This is a genomic window from Streptosporangium sp. NPDC049376, from assembly GCF_044466505.1.
In the GTDB taxonomy this organism is placed as follows: domain Bacteria; phylum Actinomycetota; class Actinomycetes; order Streptosporangiales; family Streptosporangiaceae; genus Streptosporangium.
The window spans coordinates 48,482-69,425 of sequence record NZ_JBITMT010000009.1 but is presented as its reverse complement, the minus strand read 5'-3'; the positions used below and the strand labels follow the sequence as shown (position 1 = coordinate 69,425).

At 70.3% G+C, this 20,944-nt stretch carries 24 protein-coding genes and 1 tRNA gene; 17 read left to right on the top strand and 8 right to left on the bottom strand.

Translation table 11 applies throughout. The features are described from left to right. Nucleotides 1-145: 145 nt before the first annotated feature. Nucleotides 146-796 (bottom strand): copper chaperone PCu(A)C, encoded by a 651-nt coding sequence (locus ACIBVQ_RS22880; protein WP_352014672.1) that lies wholly within the window; start codon nucleotides 794-796, stop codon nucleotides 146-148. A gap of 262 nt (nucleotides 797-1,058) precedes the next feature. Between ACIBVQ_RS22880 and ACIBVQ_RS22875 the strand changes: the two genes are divergently transcribed. The 4 genes from ACIBVQ_RS22875 (at nucleotide 1,059) to ACIBVQ_RS22860 (ending at nucleotide 2,831) form a co-directional block, all read left to right on the top strand. Continuing rightward, nucleotides 1,059-1,541 (top strand): CarD family transcriptional regulator, encoded by a 483-nt coding sequence (locus ACIBVQ_RS22875; RefSeq protein WP_012887713.1) that lies wholly within the window; start codon nucleotides 1,059-1,061, stop codon nucleotides 1,539-1,541. A 17-nt stretch (nucleotides 1,542-1,558) separates the two neighbouring features. Continuing rightward, nucleotides 1,559-2,038 carry a 2-C-methyl-D-erythritol 2,4-cyclodiphosphate synthase gene (gene ispF, locus ACIBVQ_RS22870; RefSeq protein WP_362915163.1) on the top strand — a complete coding sequence of 160 codons (480 nt, stop codon included), beginning with the start codon at nucleotides 1,559-1,561 and terminating at the stop codon, nucleotides 2,036-2,038. A gap of 166 nt (nucleotides 2,039-2,204) precedes the next feature. After that, nucleotides 2,205-2,471 (top strand): GlsB/YeaQ/YmgE family stress response membrane protein, encoded by a 267-nt coding sequence (locus tag ACIBVQ_RS22865; protein ID WP_352014674.1) that lies wholly within the window; start codon nucleotides 2,205-2,207, stop codon nucleotides 2,469-2,471. Between the two features lie 93 nt (nucleotides 2,472-2,564). Further along, nucleotides 2,565-2,831 carry a GlsB/YeaQ/YmgE family stress response membrane protein gene (locus ACIBVQ_RS22860; RefSeq protein WP_352014675.1) on the top strand — a complete coding sequence of 89 codons (267 nt, stop codon included), beginning with the start codon at nucleotides 2,565-2,567 and terminating at the stop codon, nucleotides 2,829-2,831. Nucleotides 2,832-2,928: 97 nt separating this feature from the next. Here the strand turns inward: ACIBVQ_RS22860 and ACIBVQ_RS22855 are convergent, their stop codons facing one another. Continuing rightward, entirely contained in the window at nucleotides 2,929-4,200 is a 1,272-nt protein-coding gene (locus ACIBVQ_RS22855; RefSeq protein WP_399179757.1) for a DUF2637 domain-containing protein, read from the bottom strand. Nucleotides 4,201-4,267: 67 nt separating this feature from the next. On the opposite strand from ACIBVQ_RS22855, the gene ACIBVQ_RS22850 reads away from it, so the two are divergent. The 6 genes from ACIBVQ_RS22850 (at nucleotide 4,268) to ACIBVQ_RS22825 (ending at nucleotide 8,833) form a co-directional block, all read left to right on the top strand. After that, nucleotides 4,268-4,657 (top strand): PPOX class F420-dependent oxidoreductase, encoded by a 390-nt coding sequence (locus tag ACIBVQ_RS22850; protein ID WP_352014677.1) that lies wholly within the window; start codon nucleotides 4,268-4,270, stop codon nucleotides 4,655-4,657. A 114-nt stretch (nucleotides 4,658-4,771) separates the two neighbouring features. Next, nucleotides 4,772-6,169 (top strand): cysteine--tRNA ligase, encoded by a 1,398-nt coding sequence (cysS, locus tag ACIBVQ_RS22845; RefSeq protein ID WP_362781224.1) that lies wholly within the window; start codon nucleotides 4,772-4,774, stop codon nucleotides 6,167-6,169. A 23-nt stretch (nucleotides 6,170-6,192) separates the two neighbouring features. Next, complete coding sequence (gene rlmB, locus ACIBVQ_RS22840) at nucleotides 6,193-7,161, top strand: 23S rRNA (guanosine(2251)-2'-O)-methyltransferase RlmB (protein ID WP_352014679.1); 969 nt, start codon at nucleotides 6,193-6,195, stop codon at nucleotides 7,159-7,161. A 159-nt stretch (nucleotides 7,162-7,320) separates the two neighbouring features. Continuing rightward, nucleotides 7,321-7,393 (top strand) — tRNA-Thr (locus tag ACIBVQ_RS22835). A gap of 252 nt (nucleotides 7,394-7,645) precedes the next feature. Beyond that, nucleotides 7,646-8,356, top strand: coding sequence for an alpha/beta fold hydrolase (locus tag ACIBVQ_RS22830; protein WP_399179754.1), 711 nt, complete (start codon nucleotides 7,646-7,648; stop codon nucleotides 8,354-8,356). A 177-nt stretch (nucleotides 8,357-8,533) separates the two neighbouring features. Continuing rightward, nucleotides 8,534-8,833: a hypothetical protein gene (locus ACIBVQ_RS22825; RefSeq protein WP_362781226.1), complete on the top strand. Its 300-nt coding sequence runs from the start codon at nucleotides 8,534-8,536 to the stop codon at nucleotides 8,831-8,833. Nucleotides 8,834-9,044: 211 nt separating this feature from the next. Here the strand turns inward: ACIBVQ_RS22825 and ACIBVQ_RS22820 are convergent, their stop codons facing one another. The 4 genes from ACIBVQ_RS22820 to ACIBVQ_RS22805 form a co-directional block, all read right to left on the bottom strand. Beyond that, nucleotides 9,045-9,509, bottom strand: coding sequence for a hypothetical protein (locus ACIBVQ_RS22820; RefSeq protein ID WP_399179752.1), 465 nt, complete (start codon nucleotides 9,507-9,509; stop codon nucleotides 9,045-9,047). Between the two features lie 106 nt (nucleotides 9,510-9,615). Beyond that, a complete protein-coding gene (locus tag ACIBVQ_RS22815) occupies nucleotides 9,616-10,053 on the bottom strand; it encodes a MarR family winged helix-turn-helix transcriptional regulator (RefSeq protein ID WP_352014682.1) in 438 nt (145 codons plus the stop codon). A 151-nt stretch (nucleotides 10,054-10,204) separates the two neighbouring features. Next, nucleotides 10,205-11,026, bottom strand: a complete 822-nt coding sequence (locus tag ACIBVQ_RS22810; protein WP_386188405.1) for a protein phosphatase 2C domain-containing protein — start codon at nucleotides 11,024-11,026, stop codon at nucleotides 10,205-10,207. 149 nt (nucleotides 11,027-11,175) lie between these two features. Beyond that, nucleotides 11,176-11,895, bottom strand: coding sequence for a DUF2306 domain-containing protein (locus ACIBVQ_RS22805; RefSeq protein ID WP_399179749.1), 720 nt, complete (start codon nucleotides 11,893-11,895; stop codon nucleotides 11,176-11,178). A gap of 117 nt (nucleotides 11,896-12,012) precedes the next feature. Between ACIBVQ_RS22805 and ACIBVQ_RS22800 the strand changes: the two genes are divergently transcribed. Then, complete coding sequence (locus tag ACIBVQ_RS22800) at nucleotides 12,013-12,753, top strand: TetR/AcrR family transcriptional regulator (protein WP_399179747.1); 741 nt, start codon at nucleotides 12,013-12,015, stop codon at nucleotides 12,751-12,753. A 6-nt stretch (nucleotides 12,754-12,759) separates the two neighbouring features. On the opposite strand, the gene ACIBVQ_RS22795 is transcribed toward ACIBVQ_RS22800, so the two are convergent. Beyond that, nucleotides 12,760-13,635, bottom strand: coding sequence for a 1-aminocyclopropane-1-carboxylate deaminase/D-cysteine desulfhydrase (locus ACIBVQ_RS22795; RefSeq protein WP_399179745.1), 876 nt, complete (start codon nucleotides 13,633-13,635; stop codon nucleotides 12,760-12,762). Nucleotides 13,636-13,946: 311 nt separating this feature from the next. Here ACIBVQ_RS22795 and kynU point away from each other — a divergent pair, with 311 nt between their 5' ends. The 4 genes from kynU to ACIBVQ_RS22775 all read left to right on the top strand — a co-directional run bounded on the left by kynU (nucleotide 13,947) and on the right by ACIBVQ_RS22775 (nucleotide 17,896). Next, nucleotides 13,947-15,230, top strand: coding sequence for a kynureninase (gene kynU / locus ACIBVQ_RS22790; protein WP_399179743.1), 1,284 nt, complete (start codon nucleotides 13,947-13,949; stop codon nucleotides 15,228-15,230). Continuing rightward, on the top strand, nucleotides 15,227-16,540 hold the full coding sequence (locus tag ACIBVQ_RS22785) for an NAD(P)/FAD-dependent oxidoreductase (protein ID WP_352014688.1): 1,314 nt from the start codon (nucleotides 15,227-15,229) through the stop codon (nucleotides 16,538-16,540). Before kynU ends, ACIBVQ_RS22785 begins: the two co-directional genes overlap by 4 nt. Nucleotides 16,541-16,569: 29 nt before the next feature. Then, on the top strand, nucleotides 16,570-17,268 hold the full coding sequence (locus ACIBVQ_RS22780; RefSeq protein ID WP_399179741.1) for an alpha/beta hydrolase: 699 nt from the start codon (nucleotides 16,570-16,572) through the stop codon (nucleotides 17,266-17,268). An 82-nt stretch (nucleotides 17,269-17,350) separates the two neighbouring features. Next, nucleotides 17,351-17,896: a hypothetical protein gene (locus tag ACIBVQ_RS22775; protein ID WP_362915184.1), complete on the top strand. Its 546-nt coding sequence runs from the start codon at nucleotides 17,351-17,353 to the stop codon at nucleotides 17,894-17,896. On the opposite strand, the gene ACIBVQ_RS22770 is transcribed toward ACIBVQ_RS22775, so the two are convergent. Beyond that, nucleotides 17,890-18,060 carry a hypothetical protein gene (locus tag ACIBVQ_RS22770; RefSeq protein ID WP_362915186.1) on the bottom strand — a complete coding sequence of 57 codons (171 nt, stop codon included), beginning with the start codon at nucleotides 18,058-18,060 and terminating at the stop codon, nucleotides 17,890-17,892. The two genes, ACIBVQ_RS22775 and ACIBVQ_RS22770, sit on opposite strands and share 7 nt — an antisense overlap. Before the next feature lie 177 nt (nucleotides 18,061-18,237). On the opposite strand from ACIBVQ_RS22770, the gene ACIBVQ_RS22765 reads away from it, so the two are divergent. Both ACIBVQ_RS22765 and ACIBVQ_RS22760 read left to right on the top strand, forming a co-directional pair. Further along, entirely contained in the window at nucleotides 18,238-18,783 is a 546-nt protein-coding gene (locus ACIBVQ_RS22765; RefSeq protein WP_362781238.1) for a flavoprotein, read from the top strand. A 210-nt stretch (nucleotides 18,784-18,993) separates the two neighbouring features. After that, nucleotides 18,994-20,937, top strand: a complete 1,944-nt coding sequence (locus tag ACIBVQ_RS22760; protein WP_399179738.1) for a glycosyltransferase family 2 protein — start codon at nucleotides 18,994-18,996, stop codon at nucleotides 20,935-20,937. The last annotated feature ends 7 nt before the right edge of the window (nucleotides 20,938-20,944 follow it).

Here is a 20,944-nt window from a genome sequence, read left to right as displayed (position 1 = left end):
CGAAGGCGGCGCGAAGAGACACGGTTCGGGCGCGCCGACGCTTGGACTGAGGAACGCGGGAGCGAAGCGACGGAGTGACGGAGTGACGAGGGAAAGCGTCGGCTCGAAGCGCCCGAACCCGCGACGCCGAAGGCGTCGCAAAGAGTCAGGGCGCGCTGGTGGCCGGAGCCGTAGGCTCGGCAGGATCGCTGGGGTCCGCGGGCGCGGCGTCGGTCGCGCCGGCCGAGGGACTCGTGCTCGGCGAGGGGCTCGCACTGGCTGAGGGGCTCGCGCCGGCGGTCGAGGCGGGCGCCTGCGGCAGGTCGGCGAACTCGCGGCTGCGGGTGATGACCGGGACCGTCAGGGTGATGACGCCCGCTCTGGCGAACTGCAGCTGCACCGGGATGCTCTCGCCGCCGCTGAGCGGCTTCTTGAGGCCCTCGATCATGATCGTCGGGGTCGGCTTGCCGACGTTGACGCGCTGCTGGACGGGCAGGTTCACCGGGGAGACGACCTTGGCGGTGCCGAAGGCGGGGTCGACGCCGAGGCCCATGAGCTGGTCGGCCTCCTTGGTGGTGTTCAGCAGCGACAGGTAGAGCGGCGTGGCGCCGCCCTCGGCCAGCTTCGAGCCGGAGTCGGGGCCCAGGAAGAACGCCTGGGAGACGGCGATGCCCTTGACCTGGACGCTGAGGGCCTCGGTCGGGGTGTAGGGCATGCTGGTGATCGCGTCCGACCCGGCACCGCAGCCGGCCAGGACCGGGGCGGCTGCGAGGAACGCGGCGGCGGCGATCGCCCAGTGACGGCTGTTGCGGGTCACGGTGCGGGTACTCCTTGTCAAACACGAGGCTATGGCAGAGCCAACCCTATCCGTGGACTTCGCCAGGTTTTCCGCCGACCCGCCCCATCGTGGGGAGGTGTGGTCCGCAGGTCGCGGAGGCCTTTCACAGCGCTGATTCACAGAGTCGAACACTTGTCAAGCCTTAATATGCGGCTTTGACCTGCAGTTATGGTGATTTCACTGTTCCGGGAGGCTGTGGATACGTGGTACTCTTGAGTACAGCGGAAGGGGTACTTGTCACATGACTTTCCAGGTCGGCGACACTGTCGTCTACCCCCACCACGGGGCTGCTCGGATCGAGGCCATCACGACCCGAACCATCAAGGGTGAGGAAAGGACCTACCTGGTTCTCAAGGTCGACAAGGGCGACCTTACCGTCCAGGTGCCGGCTGACAACGCCGAACTCGTCGGTGTTCGCGATGTCGTCGGCCAGGAGGGCCTTGAGCGCGTCTTCGACGTGCTTCGCATGCCTCACACCGAAGAGCCCACCAACTGGTCCCGCCGCTACAAGGCCAACCTGGAGAAGTTGGCGTCCGGTGACGTCAACAAGGTGGCCGAGGTCGTTCGCGACCTGTGGCGGCGTGACAAGGAGCGCGGGCTCTCCGCAGGAGAGAAGCGTATGCTCGCCAAGGCGAGGCAGATCCTGGTAAGCGAGCTCGCGCTCGCCGAGAAGACCAACGAAGACAAGGCCGAGGCCCTGCTCGACGAGGTTCTCAACTCCTGAACACAACATTTCCACGGGTGGGCGTCGGGGTCGACGTCCACCCGTTCGCATCGGGCCGCGAGTTGCACCTCGCGGGACTTCACTGGCCGGGCGAAACCGGTCTGGCCGGGCACTCGGACGGCGACGCCGCGGCTCACGCAGCCTGCGACGCGTTGCTGTCGGCCGCGGGCCTGGGCGACATCGGCGGTCTCTTCGGCACCGCGGATCCTCGCTGGGCGGGCGCCTCCGGCGTCGTCCTCCTTCAGGAGACCGCGAGGCAGGTGCGCGCAGCGGGCTTCGAGATCGGCAACGTGGCCGTCCAGATCGTGGGGAACCGTCCCAAGCTGGCGCCACGCCGTACGGAGGCTGAGAGGGCGCTCAGCGCCGCCGTGGGGGCACCGGTGAGCGTCAGCGCCACCACCACCGACGGTCTCGGGCTGACGGGGCGTGGCGAGGGCGTCGCGGCCATCGCGACCGCGATAGTGGTCAACCACTCTCCGGAGCCGGGCGTCTCCTGATACGGAGCGCGAAAGCGTTCCGGCGGGTGGCGCGTGAAGACCCGTCGCCGCATTCGAGGTGGCCCGTTTACTGGCGCGGTACGGGCCACCTTCTTTTCCGGAATGATCGGCGAATGTCCTGGGTAACCCCTTATTGACCATGTCTCGTCATCGGGGGGAGCCGGACATGATTGGCTCGATCATCGCCGCGATCGTCATTGGTGCCATCATCGGTGCCCTCGCCCGTCTGATAGTTCCCGGGCGGCAGAACCTGTCGATAGGTCTGACGCTCATCGTGGGTATCGTCGCGGCACTCATCGGCACCGCCATCGCGGCGGCGCTCGGACTGACCCACACCAGGGGCATCAACTGGTGGGAGCACATCATCCAGCTCGCGCTCGCGGTGATCGGAGTGCTGCTGGTGGTTCAGATGCAGGCGAGGAAGACGCACTGAGCCGGAATTTTGCCGTTCCTAGGAATATCCGTGACGTAGGGGGTAGCCGATCTCCCGTGAGCGTGAAGGTCACCTCACTGGGAGGTTCACGATATGACCATCGCATCCATTCTCGGGGCCATCGTCATCGGCGCCGTCGTCGGCGCCCTGGGTCGTCTCCTGCTTCCCGGTAGACAGCCGATCGGATGGGTCCTGACCGTCGTGGTCGGCATCGTCGCCGCGCTGATCGGCACAGCCATCGCCCAGGTGCTCGGGGTGGCGACCACGAACGGGATCGACTGGATCGAACTCGTCATGCAGGTCGTCCTCGCCGCCGTAGGCGTCGGCCTGGTCGCGAGCATGAGGCGATCCAGGGTCTGACCCACGCGGGGACGACACCGTCCGCGTCAACGCGGCCCCCAGACCGGGCCGGCTCCTCCAAGGCCCCGGAGCCGGCCCGATTCGCCTGTTCCCGAAGCTATTCCTGCGGCGGGACGGGAGTGCTGCGCATCCGCCCGGAGGGCGGCGCGGCGCTCTCCTCGCCGGGCACGACCTCCAGGTCGGGCATCGTGGTGTCCAGGTCGTCGTCATCGACGACGGTCGCACGCCGCCTCCTGGCGTCGCCGGGCTCATCCGGTTCGTCGGTCGCCGCGGCCATCGGCTGGGTGTCCTCGCCCGGATCCTCGTCGCCGGGCCGCTCGTCCTCCTCTGTGGCCTTCCCCGTGGTCTCCTCCGGAGACTTCTCGGAGGCCTTCTCCGGGGCCTGGCCGGGGTGCTCGGCCTCCCAGGTCTCGACCCGCTCGCTGACCCGCCCTCCGGGCTCCTCCAGGGCGTCCTGTACGGCGGAGCGCGGCGGGTGGACGAGCTGGTCGCCGGGGTGAGGCCGTACCAGATCGCCCCAGCGGAGCGGCCTGTCCGGGTCGGCCTCCGCGCGGGGGGCGGGGACCGGATCGGGGGTCTCCGGCGCGGTGGGGACCTCGGGAGTCTCCGGGGCGGCCGTCGGGCCGACGACCGGGTCGGAGGCGGGAGGCGCGGCGGACGGGGCGTGGTGCGGCGCCGGATCAAGAGGGGGAGCGGCCTGCGGGTCGAGCACCACCTCGGAAGGCCGGTGGTGCACCGGCTCCTCGTGCCACCCCGGGTGGTCCCGATGCTCCGGCCGGGCGAGTGGGACGGGGTACTCGGCGGTCGGCAGGTCTCCGTCGGGGAAGGGCACGATGTCGCCGGTACCGCTCTCCGGCGTCGTGTCCACGGCGTTCGCCGCCGCCCGTCTGGCCGCCGCGTGGTTGATCAGCAGCAGCCAGAGCCACAGGGCGAGCAACAGCGCCACCCAGGGGAAGACGGCCACGACCACTGCGGCACGCCGTACGTCGATCGTGGCCCGTACGGCGGTGGCCGTCTCGGCCGCAACCGCGCCCGCGAAGAGCAGGACCAGGACCGCGCCCGCCTGCAGCCGGATCGGCCAGCGCGCGCCCCGCAGCAGGGGCAGGGCGATCAGCGCGACGGCCAGCAGCGCGTCGAAGGCGGCGGGATAGAGGTAGGCGAGGTCCGCGGGGGCCTCACCGGTGATCGCGAGGGCCCGCAGGTCCTCGAAGGAGAGCACACACGCCGCCGCGGCGAGCGCGGCGACACCGACACCGACCAGGGCGATCCCGGTACGGCGCAGCGCGACGGCGGTCCTGCTCGGCTGGGCGGGCGGGATCGAGGACGGGCGGGAGGCGGGGCCTGCCGCCGCGGGGGATTTCACGTCCATGGCGCTCCGAGCCTACAGAATCGACACCTGGCATGATCTGTGCATCGAAGCACGACAAGGAGGAAAGTTGTCCGAACTATCCGATGGCGTGCGGGCGCTCTTCGACGCGGCGAACTTCGCCACCGTGACGAGTCTGAACGAGGACGGCAGCCCGCAGGCCAGCGTGATCTGGGTGAAGACCGACGGTGACGACATCGTGTTCTCCACGGTCAGGGGGCGGCGCAAGGACCGTAACTTCGCCCGCGACCCCAGGACCGCCGTCGTGGTGATCGACCACGCCAACCCCTACCGCTACGCGGAGGTGCGCGGGAGGGTCACGGTGACGGAGGACCCGACGGGCTCTCTCATCCAGGAGCTGGCGCACAAATACACCGGCAAGGCCTGGGAGGAATCTCGTCCTGACACGCAGCGGCTGATCGTCCGAGTGATCCCGGAAAAGGTGCATCTGCACGGGTGACCGGGGAATGCGTGGGGCGACATTCGCCCTCGTTGCCATAAAAAGTGCCGTCGCTAAGCCCCAACGTCTCGTAACACGGCTTGTGAGGTGAGGTAAGGCGTTAGCCTTTCCTCCGTGAGCCTGCACCTATACGACACCAGCGCACGTACGGTCCGCGAGTTCGTTCCGGTCGAATCCGGCCGGGCGTCGATCTACCTGTGTGGTGCCACCGTGCAGGCTCCTCCGCACATCGGGCACATCCGCTCCGGCGTCAACTTCGACGTGCTGCGCCGGTGGATGATCCGGTCGGGGTACGACGTCACGTTCTGCCGCAACGTCACCGACATCGATGACAAGATCATCAGGGTCGCGGCCGCCGAGGGCGTGCCGTGGTTCGTCGTCGCCGAGCGCAACCAGCGCGCCTTCACCTGGGCCTACCAGGTGCTCGGCTGCCTGCCGCCGACCGTCGAGCCCAGGGCGACCGGCCACGTGCCCGAGATGATCGAGCTGATGGAGCGGCTCATCGCCGCCGGCCACGCCTACGCCTCGAACGGAGACGTCTACTTCGACGTCGTCTCCTACGCCGACCGGTACGGCTCGCTGTCCAACCAGCGCCTGGAGAACATGTGGGCGGCCGGTGACACCGACACCGACTCCGCCAAGCGCGACCCGCGCGACTTCGCGCTGTGGAAGGGCGAGAAGCCCGGCGAGCCGACCTGGCCGACCCCCTGGGGGCGCGGCCGTCCCGGCTGGCACCTGGAGTGCTCCGCCATGGCGACCAAGTATCTCGGCCCGACCTTCGACATCCACGGCGGCGGCGTCGACCTGATCTTCCCGCACCACGAGAACGAGCTGACCCAGTCGCAGGCGGCCGGGGACGGCTTCGCCCGCTACTGGATGCACAACGGGATGCTCAAGATCGGCGCGGAGAAGATGAGCAAGTCGCTCGGCAACTCCCTGCTGATCCCCGAGGTGACCAAGAAGGTCCGCCCGGTCGAGCTGCGTTACTACCTGGCCGCCCCGCACTACCGCTCCGCGATCGAATACTCCGAGGAGGCGCTGGCCGAGGCCGCCGCCGCCTACCAGCGCATCGAGGGGTTCGTCACCAGGGCGGCCGAGGTGATCCACGACGTGGACGCCCACGCGCCGCTGCCCCAGGCGTTCGCCGACGCGCTCGACGACGACCTGGGCACCCCGCAGGCGTTGGCGGTCGTGCACGAGGTGGTCAAGGAGGGCAACGTCGCCCTGGCCCAGGGCAACAAGGAGCAGGTGGCCAGGCTCCTGGCCGAGACGCAGAACATGCTCGACGTGCTCGGTCTCGACCCGCGCTCCGAGCAGTGGCGCTCCTCCGGCGACGACTCCGGCCTGCGTACGACCGTGGACGCGCTGGTCAGGGTGGCCCTTGAGCAGCGTCAGGCGGCCAGGGCCCGTAAGGACTTCGTGGCGGCCGACGGCATCCGTGACCAGTTGGCCCAGGCGGGCATCCTCGTCGAGGACACCCCCCAGGGACCGCGCTGGGAACTTTCCCGGTAGGCGCAGGCCATACCCTAGACACCATGGCTGCTGGCGGTAGAGGGTCCGGACGACCCGCGAAGAAGAAGAGTCCGACCAAGGGCACGGGCGGTAACAAGCGCCGAAGCCTTGAGGGCAAGGGGGCGACCCCGCCGGCGCACATGAGGCACTGGCACAAGGACAAGGCCAGGGCCGAGCGGGTCGAGCGGGAGGAGCGCACCGGCAGGACCACCTCCCAGCGCCCGCAGACGCGTGCCAGGCGCAGCGAGGACGCCCCCGAGTACATCGGCGGGCGCAACCCCGTCCTGGAGGCGCTACGCGCTGGTGTGCCCGCCTCCGCCATGTATGTCGCCCTGCGCATCGACAACGACGACCGCGTCAAGGAGGCCGTACGGCTCGCCGCCGAGCGGGGCATCGCGCTGCTTGAGGTCGGCAGGGAGAAGCTGGACCGGCTCACCGAAGGCGGCATCCACCAGGGCGTCGCCCTGCAGATCCCGCCGTACGAGTACGCCCACCCCGACGACCTCGTGCGCATCGCCCAGGAGGCCGGGGAGGTGCCGCTGATCGTCGCGCTCGACGGTGTCACCGACCCGCGTAACCTCGGCGCCATCGCCCGTTCGGCCACCGCCTTCGGCGCCCACGGCCTGCTGGTTCCCTCCCGCCGCTCGGCCGGGGTCACCGGAGGGGCCTGGAAGACCTCGGCGGGCACGCTGGCCACCCTGACCGTCGCCCGGGCCTCCAACCTGACCTCCGCCCTGCGGGAGTACCGCGAGGCGGGCCTGTTCGTCGTCGGCCTCGACGGCGAGGGCAGCGTTGACCTGGAGAAGGCCAACCTCCTCGACGGTCCCCTGGTCGTCGTGGTCGGCTCGGAGGGCAAGGGCCTGTCCCGCCTGGTCGCCGAGTCCTGCGACCTGGTGGTGCGCATCCCCATGCACGCCGCCGCCGAGTCGCTCAACGCGGGTGTCGCCGCGGGCATCGCCCTGTACGAGGTGGCCCGCCACCGCCGCCGCTGACCTTTCCCAGCCGGGGTGGCGTCCGCCCGTCCTGTACCGCTCCGGCTGTCTCTTGGCCGTCGCAGTCTCGCGGCGGCCTGACTGTACGGAAATCGGCGTTTCGGGGGCTCCGTCGGTGACGTCCACGGTGCGGGCCGACTACACTCATCAGTTGACCATGCCGACGTAGCTCAATCGGCAGAGCAACAGTCTTGTAAACTGTAGGTCAGGGGTTCGATTCCCCTCGTCGGCTCATAGACAGAAGGCCAGGTCGCCGTCATTCGGCTGACCTGGCCTTCTGCTGTTCAGCGGGACTTCATGACCTCCTGTGCCGGAGGGCTTCCCGCGTCCGTTCGTCCGCGCCGTCTCGAAAGTGAGTGATGACCCGATCCTGACCGGCGTGCGGGCGGATCGGCGCCGCCTGGTGGATGGGTGGCCAGTTCGCCCCTCAGCGGCCGCACCAGGGTGATCTCCGGATTCAGAGTCTCTGCGTACGCTCTCGACCATGACTCTCAACACACTTGAGTGGGGCGACGGTGACCGTACGGCGGTGCTCATTCACGGCATGATGGGGGATTCGCGTTCCTGGTGGGAGGTCGGCCCGGCTCTCGCGGAGCGCGGCTACCACGTGGTCGCCGTCGACCTCCCCGGACACGGGAAGTCCGAGCGTAATCCTGACGGTGATATCGAATGGTTCGCCGCCTCGGTGCTGGAGTCAGTCCCCCCACGTCCCGCCTTTGCGATGGGCCATTCACTGGGCGGCTCGGTTTTGGCCGCCGCCGTCTCCAGACTGCGACCGGAGCGCGTTGTCTACGTGGAGACGCCGTTCGGTCCTGGCCGTGCCCATCTCGACGTCGCCGCGTTCGCCGCTGGACTGGAGGAGAGCAAGTCCGCCCGAACGGTGGAGAGCCTGCGGCGGGAAAGGCCCTGGTGGAGCGAGCGTGACATCGAGGTCGAAGCGGATGCGGCCAAGCTGTTCGACGTCGCCACGACCGTGAGCCTGCACGCCAGGCGCGTGGGGGGTCCGGACAACACCCCTCCTCTTGTCGCTCCCTCACTCATGATTCGCGCCGAGCCCAGTCAGTACATCTCTCAGGAGGCCGCTGACCACCTCCGTGCCCGCGGGTTCGCGGTGCGCTCGGTCACGGAAGCCGGCCACAGCGTGTGGTACGGCCGACATGAGGAGTTCATGGCGACTCTGGACGGTTGGGTGTGAGTCACCGGCATCCACCGCCGAATCGCCGCACTACGACAGCATTCACGATCGGCTCATCTGGATCGTGTGGGCGGAGGTGGCGGCGCCCTTACCGAAACACTGGGCGATCGATCGACTACTTTTGATCATGGCTGGTTATGTTCCGTGAGGTCATCCACCTCATGGAAGGACCATCTCGTGCGCCTGACCCGCCCTCTGTTCACCACCGCCCTGGCCACCGTCGTCGCCGCCACGGCCGTGGTCGTGGTTCCGTCCGGCTCGGCCTGGGCGGCGAAGGGCACGCTGTGGATCAACGGCCGTCGCCACCACAACCCCAGCGGCTGCTACACCGTCATGGGGCGGCTCTCGGCGACCAACCGGACCAACACGGCGGCCATCCTCTACAGAGGAGACAGGTGCAACAGCCGGATACTCGGTGCTCTCGGGCCCGAGCAGCGCAACACGTGGGAGTTCATCGGCAGCGTCTCCATCCAGTAGCCGGGAGTCGGTGACGCGTGCCGTAGCCGCCGTTCGGTCAGCGTGCGGGGCGGCCAGGCCCGGTCGGCGGGAACCACACCGGTTCCACTTCCGGAGCCTTCGGCGTATCGGGCGGGCTCGGGGGCGGAGGCTCCGGTCACGCCTGGCCTGGGGAGGGACTCGTCAGGATCGCTCCTTCCTGCCCGACGCGGGATGCCGAGAGACGCACGGCTCATGCTTCGGATCCGGGGCGGACGATCATCATGATCACGACGACCGCCCAGATCAGGTTGTACAGCCCGGCGAGCATGGACAGCCTGCGCAGTGGTGCTGCCGGGCCGGGGGTGTCGAGTGCCGCACGTTGGCGCGGGACGATCTGGGTGACCAGCAGGCCCGCCGCTCCTGCGGTGAGGACCATCGACAGGGTGATCCAGATCTCTCCCGTCCGGCCCTGCACGGCCGCGAGGACGAGACCGGCCACGGGAACGGCGAGACCGGCCACGGCGTAGCCCCGGGTGATGCGGTGCATCGCGGTCGCGACAGCGGGACTGCGTTCTCCCTGGTCGGATGGGGCGTCTGGGGGAACGGCCGCGGCGAGAGGCGCGTAGCGGGGGAACAGGCTCGTCGCGACGGCGGAGCCGCCGACGAACACGATGGCGGCCAGGACATGTACCACCAACAGGACGTCTTCCAGCACGGATGTCTCCCTTCAGCCTTCAGGTTAACTGAAGCCTAGACCATGCTTCAGTCAGCCTGAAAGATGAGGTTCGCAGACGTACGGCGGTCAGGCCGCCGAGGAGGGATCAGCCGGCGGTACGGAAGGCTGCCCGGATGGCCTCGCCCACCCGTCGGCGCGTCGGGTCGGAGTCCGGGCCGAACAGGTGCTCGTCCACCTGGTCTGCCGCTTCCTGCGCCGCTCGTAGCAGGCGCGCGCCTTCGGCTGTCACCTCGATGACCGACGCGGAGCCGGCACGGGCACTGCTGTCGCGCACCAGTCCCGCTCGTTCCAGCGTCTTCACCGCCGTGTGCACGCTCTGCACGGTGATTCCCGACATGCGTGCCAGGTCGCTGAACGACACCCCGGGCACGGCCTTGATGTGCGCCAGCAGCCCCAGCCTGCTCACCGTCAGATCCAACGGCGCCAGAGCCCTGTTCAGCTCCGCCTCGACCTGGTGCGCCAACGTCAGGACCACGATCGAGACGTTGGTCACGGGCGGCGCGGGACGGGAGGTCTCAGACACCGTTCCAGTGTCCCCGGTCGGGCAGGCACTTCGCACGGACATGGGGTCACCGCCGCCGTGTCGGAACGACCTGGCCGCGGGCCGTCGTGGGCGAAGGGCCGAGGACGCCGGGACTTCCCGATCGAGCCGCGACCCGGCCGAAGGGGAGGGCTCACCGGAACGTCCAGAGGGCGGCGGTGGCGTCGTCGTGGGTTTTGTGGCGGGGCCGGTGCGAGCCGTACGGGTCGTCGTGTTCGGCGGCGCGGACCTGGGCGATCAGTCCTTGCGGGCCGTCGCGGGTGAGGAGGTCGAGGAGCTGTCGCCAGGTGGCCAGGCCGAAGAGGTCGGTCAGGCGGGAGGCGCCGTCGCTGAGCAGGGCCGCGGACCGTACCCGTTCGGCGGGGACGGATCCGGTCAGGGAGCGTGCGGCGGCGAGGGGGTCGGCCGAGGCGACCCAGAAGCCGCCCTCACGGTTGCGGTGGCCGCGCATGATCTCGATGTAGCGGCGTAGCGCCTCGGAGTGTTCGGGGGTTCCGTTCGTCAGGGCGTCCAGTTCGGTCCGGTGGAGCACGCCGGTCCGTTCGAGCCGGTCGTCGCTGAGCACGGTCGGCTCCGCCGTACCGGTGTCGATGATGATCACGGAGTCGGCCAGCACCAGCCATTCCAGGGCGTCGTCCGTACGGCGCAGCATCGCGACCGTGGCCGAGGGGGTGCCGGGGTGGGACAGGTCGCAGGTGAAGTCGTGCAGCGAGACGACGGTCTTGATCGACCTGGTGAGCAGTTCGGCCAGGGGAGCGGCGCTCTGGGTCACCTCGGCCAGCAGGGTGGAGCCGAGCGTGCGGGCGTACCAGGCGACCCCGTGTGAGCAGCCGGACTCCATGCCGCTCGGGACGCCCGCCCCGTCCAGGAGAACCACCGCGCCGGAGGTGACCCCGACGAAGTCCTCGTTGGGGCGGTCCGGGGAGGCGGGGTCGGTGGCGAGGGTGAGCCGCATGTCCGTCGTCCTCGTGTCGTGGTCGGATGGAGGCGTACTCGACGCCGGATGGCATGCCCGCGAATAGCGGGAAATATGCGGTTTTGGGGTTCGGGGTAGTCGTGAGGCGAACGCCCCGGAACCGGCTGCGGTGGTTCCGGGGTTCGGGGTCAGGTCGCGGGTGCGGTGCGGCGGCCACGGCGGGCCACCTCGCGCTCCAGATACCACTCCACGATCAGCAGCGGGACCGTCCAGCCGAGCCAGCCGGACAGGCCGGAGATCGTCCACGCCATCAGGTCGGGGTCGCCGTGGAAGACGGTGTCCTGCAGCGGGGGCAGGACGATGATCAGAATCGCGGTCCACACCCGGTTGGTGATGATGGAGTAGGTCAGCACGGTGCTGCGCAGCATCCAGCGCCGGTGACCGGCGTACCGGCGGGCGCGGGCGGCGCGCCAGCCCGCCACGGTGAAGGCGAGCCACAGCAGGGCGAGGATCACGTCGCTGACCGCGAGGAACAGCCCGAACGGGGAGCGCGCCCCGATGACCAGGCCGGTCAGCCCGGCCGGTAACACTCCGGCGAACACGTAGGCCCGTCCGGCGCGCCGGTGCCACACCGGGTGCCGCCTGCGAAACCACGGCCACACCTGGAAGAACGCGGTGACCATGGCGATCGTGGCGAACAGCACGTGCGCCACGAGCAGCGGGTAGTGCAGGCCGAACCCCTCCGGCTGCGGCACCCGGGACTGCGACGGGTCGCCGGTCAGGTACGGCGGCAGCGAGAACGCGAGGAACCCGGCCATGACCAGACCGAGGGGCGCCGTCCAGGGGCGTCTCCACCACGGACGGCGGCGGGCCGGTGCCGGTTGGGGGCTGTCGATCGTCGTGTGCATGACGACTCCAAGGGGGTTGAGTGGGATGCGTATGACATACGCTTATTGCGTACCTTATACGCAAGGCGTATGACCTACGCAAGGCGTATGTCATACGCAAACTGATAGGCTCCTGGAATGCGGGACGACACCGGAAACGAGCTGCCGCACGCGCTGAACGTGTTGTGGGGGCGGGCCAAGCCGAAGGGGCGGGGACGCGCGCCCGCGCTCAGCCTGGAGCGGATCGTGGCGGCGGCCGTCGCCCTCGCCGACGAGGAGGGGCTGGTCGCGCTGTCCATGGCCCGGCTCGCCGAGCGGCTCGGCTGCGCGCCCATGTCGCTGTACCGGCATGTGGCGGGCAAGGACGACCTGCGGCTGTTCATGCTGGACGCCGCCCCCGGCCCGCCGCCGGAGTTCGAAACGGCACCGGCCGACTGGCGCGGCTCACTCACCCGGTGGGCCGTCGAGCTGTTCGGCGTCTACGCGCGGCATCCGTGGATCGTCCAGCTGGTGAACTCCCCGCCTGCCGATCCCGGCCAGCTCGCCTGGCTGGACGCCGCGCTGCGCACCCTCGGCGGCACACCGCTGGACCTGCGGACCCGGATCTCGGTGGTCATGCTGGTGACGCACTACGTGCGTGGCGCGGCCCAGCTCCTGACGTCCATGGCCGCAGAACCGGGGGAGGGGGCCGACGAGGCGTACGCCGTCCTGCTCACCGAGCTGGTCGACCCCGGCCGGTTCCCCGCGCTGGCCGGCGCCGTGCGGGCCGGGGCGTTCGCCCCCAACCCGGGGGCCGGTCCTGACGACGACTTCCGCGCCGGCCTGGACCACCTGCTCGACGGGGTGGGGGTGGCGATCGAACGCGCCGCCCGGAGCTGAGCCGGGTCAGCCGGGGGGAGGGGTCATGGGGCCGGTGATGACGGCGACGAGCACCGTGCCGGGCGGGAAGACGCCGTCCTCGGTCATCGTGAAGATCGCCCGCATCATCTTGGCCACGTATATCCGGTCCAGGCGCAGGCCGTGCCGGGCGGTGAAGTCGGTGACGAACGCGTCGAGGGCGGCGTCGCTCCTGGCGTAACCGCCCGAGTGGAAGTCGAGGGCGATCGACCAGTTGCCGGAGGCGTGGCCGTACGCCTCGGTCTGCAGGCGGGTGACCTCCTCGGTGAGGAACCCTCCGCCGCGCAGCACCGAGACGCCGAGCGCCCGCCGTCCGGGCTCCAGACCTGCGGCGATGCCCGCGAGCGTGCCGCCGGTGCCGACCGGGCAGCAGACGACGTCGTACGGCACGGCGATCTCCCCGGGCAGTTCGGCACAGCCGTGTACGGCCTGCGCGTTGCTGCCGCCCTCGGGCAGCAGGTAGAACCGGCCGAACCGTTCCCGCAGCGTCTCGATCACGGGGGCGGTGTGTTTGGCCCGGTAGGTGGTGCGGTCGAGGTAGGTCAGCCGCATCCCGCGCCCGACGGCGAAGGCCAGGACCTCGTTGAGCGGCAGGTGCTCCTCCCCGCGCACGACCCCGACGGTCCGGAACCCGAAGCGGGCACCGGCCGCGGCGACGGCCCGCAGGTGGTTGGAGTAGGCGCCCCCGAAGGTCAGCAGCGTGTCGTGCCCCAGTTCGGCGGCCCGTGTCAGGTTGTATCGGAGCTTGCGCCACTTGTTGCCCGGAAGATCGGGGTGGATGAGATCATCACGTTTGAGGAGCAGCCGTACACCGGCCCCGGCGAGGCGGGGGTCGCACAGCTCGGTGAGGGGCGAGGGAGCCACGGGCGAGACCCCGGAGGCCGTCGGGAGATCGGTTCCGGAGACGGTCGCGGGGGTGATCCCGGAGGAGGCCGTGGGAGGGGGCGGAGGGAGGGACGGCCTTGGGCGGATCACCGCATCAGGATGCCATCTCGTACGGTGCCCTTCCATTCGGAAGGTGAAAGCCGCAATGTAAGCACCAATCAGCACCTATATCCAGATACACCCGTTGATACGGCATTCCTTTGCCCCGCTGTACGCCGTCATCATGGGGGAACCAGCGGCCCGCACCTCGCCGCGGCCGGTTCGCAGCCCACGTGTGAAGAGAGAGACGTATGACCCACTCGTTGAGAACCGGCCTGTCGATCCAGGAGATGCAGGAGGAGGCGCTGCGGCGCGACGCGGAGGATCCCGGCAACCGGGACCTCTTCCTCGTCCCGCCGGCGGAGGGCGGGGACTACCCGGAGAGCGCCTACCTGGCGGGCAACTCACTCGGCCTGCAGCCGAGGGCGACCAGGACGGAGCTGCTCGCCGACCTGGAGGCCTGGGCGAGACTCGGCGTCGAGGGTCACATGGAGGCCGAACGCCCCTGGCTGCCCTACCACGAACTGCTCACCGAGCCCGCCGCCCGTCTGGTCGGCGCGCTGCCCGAGGAGACCGTGGTGATGAACTCGCTGACGGTCAACCTGCACCTGCTGATGGTGTCGTTCTACCGGCCCGAGGGGCGGCGCACCAAGATCGTCATCGAGGACACGGCCTTCCCCTCGGACAGTTACGCGGTGCGCAGCCAGGCCCGTTTCCACGGCCTCGACCCGGAGACCACGGTGGTACGGCTCCGCGACGGGCGGCAGGTCCTCGACTTCCTGGCCAGGGAGGGCGAGACGGTCGCGCTGGTGATGCTCGGCGGGGTGAACTACCTGACCGGCGAGCTGATGGACATCCCCGCGATCACCGCGGCCGGGCACGCGGCCGGGGCGGTCGTGGGCTGGGACCTGGCGCACGCCGCAGGGAACGTTCCGCTGAGCCTGCACGAGTGGGGGCCGGACTTCGCCGCCTGGTGCTCCTACAAGTACCTCAACTCCGGGCCCGGCGCCCTCGGCGGCGTCTTCGTCCACCAGCGGCACCTGGGCGACCCCACGCTGCCGCGCTTCGAGGGCTGGTGGAGCACCGAGCAGGAGACCCGCTTCCAGATGGCCCCGGTCTCCCGGCCGCCCGCGACCGCCGACGCCTGGCAGATCTCCAACCCGCCGATCTACGCCATGGGCCCGGTGCGCACCTCGCTCGAACTGTTCGACCAGGTCGGGATGGCCGAGCTGCGGGCCCGGAGCGTGCGGCTCACCGGATACCTGGAGAGCCTGCTCGACGTGGTCGTCCCCTCCCGGCCGCTCAGCGTGGTCACCCCGCGGGAGCCGGGGCGCCGGGGCTGCCAGCTCTCCCTGCGGATCGGGAGCGGCAGCGCCGCGGAGCTGGCCTGGCGGCTGCGCCGGGAGCACGGGGTCGTCACCGACGCCCGTGAGCCGGACATCGTCCGGATGGCGCCGACCCCGCTCTACTCGACCTACCACGACTGCTGGCGCGCCGCCGTCGCGCTGGCCGACTGTGTCCAGGAGGAGTCGTGACCGTTGCCGTCGTCGGCGCCGGGCTCACCGGCTGCCTGCTCGCCTGTTATCTGGCCCGTCGCGGCCTCGACGTGACCGTCTACGAGCGCCGCCCCGACCCGCGTACCGGTAAGCCGGAGCGCGGCCGGTCGATCAACCTGGCCATCTCCGAGCGCGGCAGGGACGCCCTGCGCAGGATCGGCCTTGAGGAGCGGGTCATGGCCGACGCGCTGCCGATGCGCGGCCGGATGATCCACCCGGTGAGCGGCCCGCTCGACTTCCAGCCCTACAGCCACGACGGCGAGATGGCGATCAACTCGATCAGCCGGGGAGCGCTCAACAACACGCTGCTGGACGCCGCGGAGGCCGCCCCCGGGGTGAAGGTCTTCTTCGGCCACCGGCTGACCGGGCTCGACCCGGCGACCGGGGCGATGACCTTCGAGACGGCCGACGGGCCGGTCGAGACGGTCGCCGACGTCGTGCTCGGCGCGGACGGGGCGGGCTCCGCCGTACGGGGGCAGCTGCTCGCGCACCGGGACATCGAGGAGAGCCTGGACTTCCTCGACTACGGCTACAAGGAGCTGACGATCCCCGCGGTCGACGGGGAGTTCGCGCTGGACCCGGGCGCGCTGCACATCTGGCCGCGCGGCACGTCCATGATGATCGCGCTGCCCAACCCCGACCGATCCTTCACCTGCACGATGTTCTGGCCGACCGGCGGCACCGGGAGCTTCGCCTCGCTGAGCAGCCCGGCGGCCGTCGAACGTCACTTCCGCGCCAACTACCCGGACGTGGTGCCGCTGGCGCCGACCCTGGTCGACGACTACACGCACAACCCGGTCGGCCTGCTCGGCACGGTCCGCTGCGCGCCCTGGCAGTCGGACGGCAGGGTCGGCCTGATCGGTGACGCGGCGCACGCGATCGTGCCGTTCTACGGCCAGGGAGCCAACTGCGGCTTCGAGGACGTGGTCGTGCTCGACCAGTGTCTCGACGAGACCGGCGGTTCCTGGTCCAGCGCCCTGCCGCTGTTCGAACGGCGGCGCAAGGAGAACGCCGACGCGATCGCCGAGATGGCCCTGGACAACTTCATCGAGATGCGCGACAAGGTCGCCTCTCCGGTGTTCCGGCTGGTCAAGGGGGTCGAGCACCGGCTGGAGCGGGCGCTGCCCGGCCGCTACGTGTCCCGGTACGAGCTGGTCTCCTTCTCCACGGTGCCCTACGCCCAGGTCAGGCGCCGGGTGCGCGCCCAGCAGCGGCTGCTCGCCGGGGCGGCGGCCGTACTGGCCGGGGCGGTCGTCGCGGGCCTGGCCGGGCTCAGGCGCAGGTCGTGAGGCCGTCATGAGGCCGTCGTGAGGTCGTCGTGAGCGAGGACAGGTCGGTCCTCGGGAGGGACGCGCCCGGTCCTGACGAGACCGTCGCGTACGGCCCGGCCCCCGACCAGGTGAGCGACCTGTGGCACGGGCCGGGGCCGACGGTCGCGCTGGTCCACGGCGGGTTCTGGCGTCCCGAGTACGACCGGGTCCACCTGCGTCCGATGGCGAACGCGCTGCGCGAGGCGGGCTGGAACGTCGCCGCGGTCGAGTACCGCCGCGAGCCGGGCCGTCCGGACGCGGCGGTCGAGGACGTCCGTGCCGCGCTCGCCGCGCTCGGTCCCGCGTCCGGTCCCATGGTGGTCGCCGGTCACTCGGCAGGCGGCCACCTGGCCCTGCTCGCGAGCCCGGGGGAGGCCGCGGTCCTCGCCCTGGCCCCGGTGGCCGACCTGCGGCTCGCGCACTGGCTCGACCTCGACGAGGGCGCGGTCGCCGACTTCCTCGGCCGTCCGCCGGACGAGCGCCCCGACCTCGATCCGGTACGGCTGCGCCCCGGCGCCGGGCGGGTGACGCTCGTGCACGGCACCGACGACGAGCGCGTGCCCGTCGAGGTCTCCGAGTCCTACGTCGCCGCCCACCCCGAGGCCTCGCTGGTGCGGATTCCCGGCGCCGGGCATTTTGTGGTTATTGACCCGGAAAGCGAGGCTTGGCCGGTTGTCCTGAGGGAATTGGCGGCCCTCGCCCGTTAACACGATGGTTTTTTGGTGGTTCTCCGGGTTACTGGGGGTTCGATCAGTACGGTGATCTCAGCCCCCAAAGGAGAAACCGCATATGACCTCTCCAACCTCGCAGGAACTGAGAAAGCTCCAGGAACCCGCGTACTGGCTCATCTTCGCGTTGCCCTGGCCCGACTCCCGGCAGGACGCCGCGACCGCGGAGGCCGCCTACGTCGTCGCGCCGCCGCTCGTCCCCAGGAGCCAGGTCTCGGAGAACGCGGAAGGGGTCTTCGCGGTGGCCCACTTCCACGTCAAGGAGAACCCCGGCCGCAGAGGTGTCTGGTTCAGCGACCTCACCCGGTGGCTGGCCGAACGGGACAACAGCTGGCAGGGGGTCGAGGTGGACTGGGAGGCGGCGCTGCGCGAGATCCAGGAGCTGCCGACGTTCGGCATGTTCCTGGAGGTCAGCAGGCGCGGCTACCTGTTCCTGCTGGACGGCTCACCGGAGGGGGCGACGGTGACCTACCCCGGAGGGGAGCGGGAACACCTGACCGCGCGGGAGCGTGAGGCGGTGCACGCCGACTTCGAGAACAAGATCACACGTGACTGGGCGAGGTACATCGAGGAGATGGCCGCCCGGGGGATGATCCACCTTCACTGACCCCGCGGGCGGCGCGGCGTGGACCCGAGGCCCCGGCTCCCCTCGCCGGAGTCGGGGCCGGTCCTTCGGCCGGCCGCGAGGCGCTCGGCCTCGACGTGCAACGCCTCGACGAGGAGCAGCTCCAGAAGGAGGTCCGCGTCCACAAGATCGTCGAGTGCTGCCATGTGCCCTCCTGTTGGAAAAGACGTCCCACGGGTCACACGGGTTTCTTCTCATAACGGAACGGCATGGAAATTCCCGGGCAAGTCACACGGAAACATAAGGATTTTTCGTGATTTTGGGTGAGATGTCGATAGCCGTCCCGGCTCCAAGGCTGTTTCCGGGTGTCCGAGACTTGTTCCATGAACCGTCCCCCGGCGCCCAAGGGCGTCCTCTATGTGATCGTCTGCGCGGCCGGAGCGGCCCCCACGGCACAGGACCTGGTCGCGGCGGCCCTCGATGAGGGATGGGAGGTCCAGGTCGTCGCCACCCCCTCGGCGCTGGGCTTCTTCGACGTCGCCGCCTTCGAGGAGCTGACCGGGCGTCCCGTCAAGAGCCGCTACCGCAGGCCGGACGAGCCCAAGCCGCCCAGGGCCGACGCGATCGTCGTGGCCCCGGCCACCTACAACACCGTCAACAAGTTCGCCCAGGGGATCGCCGACACCTACGCGCTCGGCCTGCTCGCCGAGGCCCCCGGCCTGGGCATCCCGGTGGTCGTCGTGCCCTTCGTCAACGCGGCCCTCGCCTCCCGCCTGCCGTTCCTGCGCGGTGTCGAGACGCTGCGCGCCGAGGGGGTGCGCGTGCTCCTCGACCCGGCGAACGAGGCCTGGAACGGCTCCAAGCCGTGGCGGACGGCGCTGGCGGCGGTCGAGGAACTCGGGAGGCTCCGGCGCGACGACACAGGGTGACGGGCCGGAGGTACCAAAGGGCGACAAGGCGACAAGGCGCGCGAAACGCCAAGCCGTGCGAAGCCGTAAGAAAAAGGGGGTTTTCACCAGGCGCGGTGAGGCCGGGCGAAGGCGGAGAGGGCCAAGAAACCGGATCCGCCCCACACGCGCGGCCCATCGTCACATACTGGAACGCTGCGTGACGTTGAGTAACCGACGGGGGGCACAGCGGTGACGGGGACGATCATTCGAGCGGTCCGTGCGGGAAGCGGTGAGCGGGCGGCCGGAGACGAGGCCGCGGGGCCCGGGCGCTGGGCCGCGCGGGAGGAGACGCAGCACCCCGACATCGACGTCAGCGTCATCGTCCCGGTCCACAACTGCCGCCCCTATCTCGACAGGTGCCTGACCTCGCTGCTGGTGCAGCGGGTCAACAGGGAGATCATCGTCGTCGACGACGGCTCGACCGACGGCGGCGCCGAACTGCTCGATCTCTACGCCGCCCACCACCGGGGGGTCGTGCGGGTCGTCCGCGTGGAGCGCTCCGGCGGCGCGGGCCGTCCCCGCAACGTCGGCCTGGCCCTGGCCAGGGGCAAGTACGTGTTCTTCTGCGACGCCGACGACTATCTCGGCCCCGAGGCGCTCGAACGGATGCTCGCGATGGCCGAGCGCAACGGCTCGGACATGGTGCTCGGAAAGATCGTCGGGCACGACCGCAGGGCCCCCGTCTCGATGTTCCGGGAGAACGCCGAGCGGGTCACGCTGGAGGAGAGCCGCGTCTACAACAGCCTGAGCTGCTTCAAGCTCTTCCGCAGGGAGATGATCGAGCGGTACGGCATCCGCTTCGACGAGACGCTGCTGGTCGGGGAGGACGTGTTCTTCACCACCCACGCCTACTGCCACGCGGAGGTGATCTCCGTCGTCGCCGACTACGACTGCTACCACCTGGTCGCCAGGCCGGACGGCAGCAGCATCATGCAGCAGCCGGGCAGTCGCGACCCGGTCGCCTGGATTCGGATGATCAAGAAGTCGGTCGAGTTGATGGTCGGCCACGTGCGTCCCGGGGCGCTGCGAGACCACCTGCTCGGGCGGCACTTCAGGATGGACGCGCTGAGCAACCTCGGCAGGCCCTTCCTCGACGCCGGGGAGGAGACGCGCAGGCAGATCGCCGCCGAGGTCGCCGACATGTGCGAGCGGTGGCTGACCGACGGCGTCCGCGAACGCCTCAACCCCATCGACCGGGGCCGCGTCGCCGCCCTCCAGGACGTCGACCGCCTGGTACGGCTCGCGCACATCGAGTCGGCCGTGGTTCGCAGGCGGCTGACCGGCCTGGACTGGGACCCGCGGGACGGGCTGGTCGTCACGGGCCGGGTCGCGCTGGACGCCCTCGAACGGGACGGGGGCCCCGACCTCGTCGCGGGCGGCCTCGACCTGGTGCTGCGGCTGCGCGGCGGCGCGGTGGAGGGCGACCGGGGGCGTCCGGTCGAGCGGGTGTTCCCGGTCGGCGGCGACCACGAGGGCTTCAGCGCCGTCGTGGACGTCACCACGCTGTCCTCCGGGGTCTGGGACGTCTATCTGAACGTCGAGTGCGAGGGCGTCACCCGTCTGGTACGGCTCGGCGCCGACCGGGACGAGCCGGTCACCCGGCCCGCCCCCCGGATGATCGGCGGTGTCGTCGCCCTGCCGTACTTCACCAGGTCGCACGGCAACCTCAGCCTCGACGTCGGCGGACACGTGGTGCGGGTGCCGGGCCGCGTCCGGCTGACCGGGACCCGCTGGACGACCGGGAACCGGCTGGCGCTCGACGGGCGGGTCAGCGTCGGCTCGGCGGCGCCGGGGACGCGGGCCGTACGGCACCTGGTGTGGCGGGAGCGGTGGTCGGGGAAGGAGTGGCGCGAGCCGGTCGAGGTCGAGGAGGGGGGGACGTTCGCCATGCGGCAGGCACTCGGCAGACTGGGACCCGGCACCTGGGACGCCTACCTGGAACTCGACCTGGGCGGACCGCCCGCGCGGTTCAGGGTCGAGGCGCCCGCCGAGATCGTCGCGCCGCCGCGCACCTGGTGGCGCGGGCTGGTCAGACGCAGCGTCAGGCCCTACGCGACCACGGGCAAGGGGCGGCTGAGCGCGGTCGTGCGGACGTTCACCCCGAGGTCGTTCGCCCGCCGCGTCCTCCGCTAATGCCACT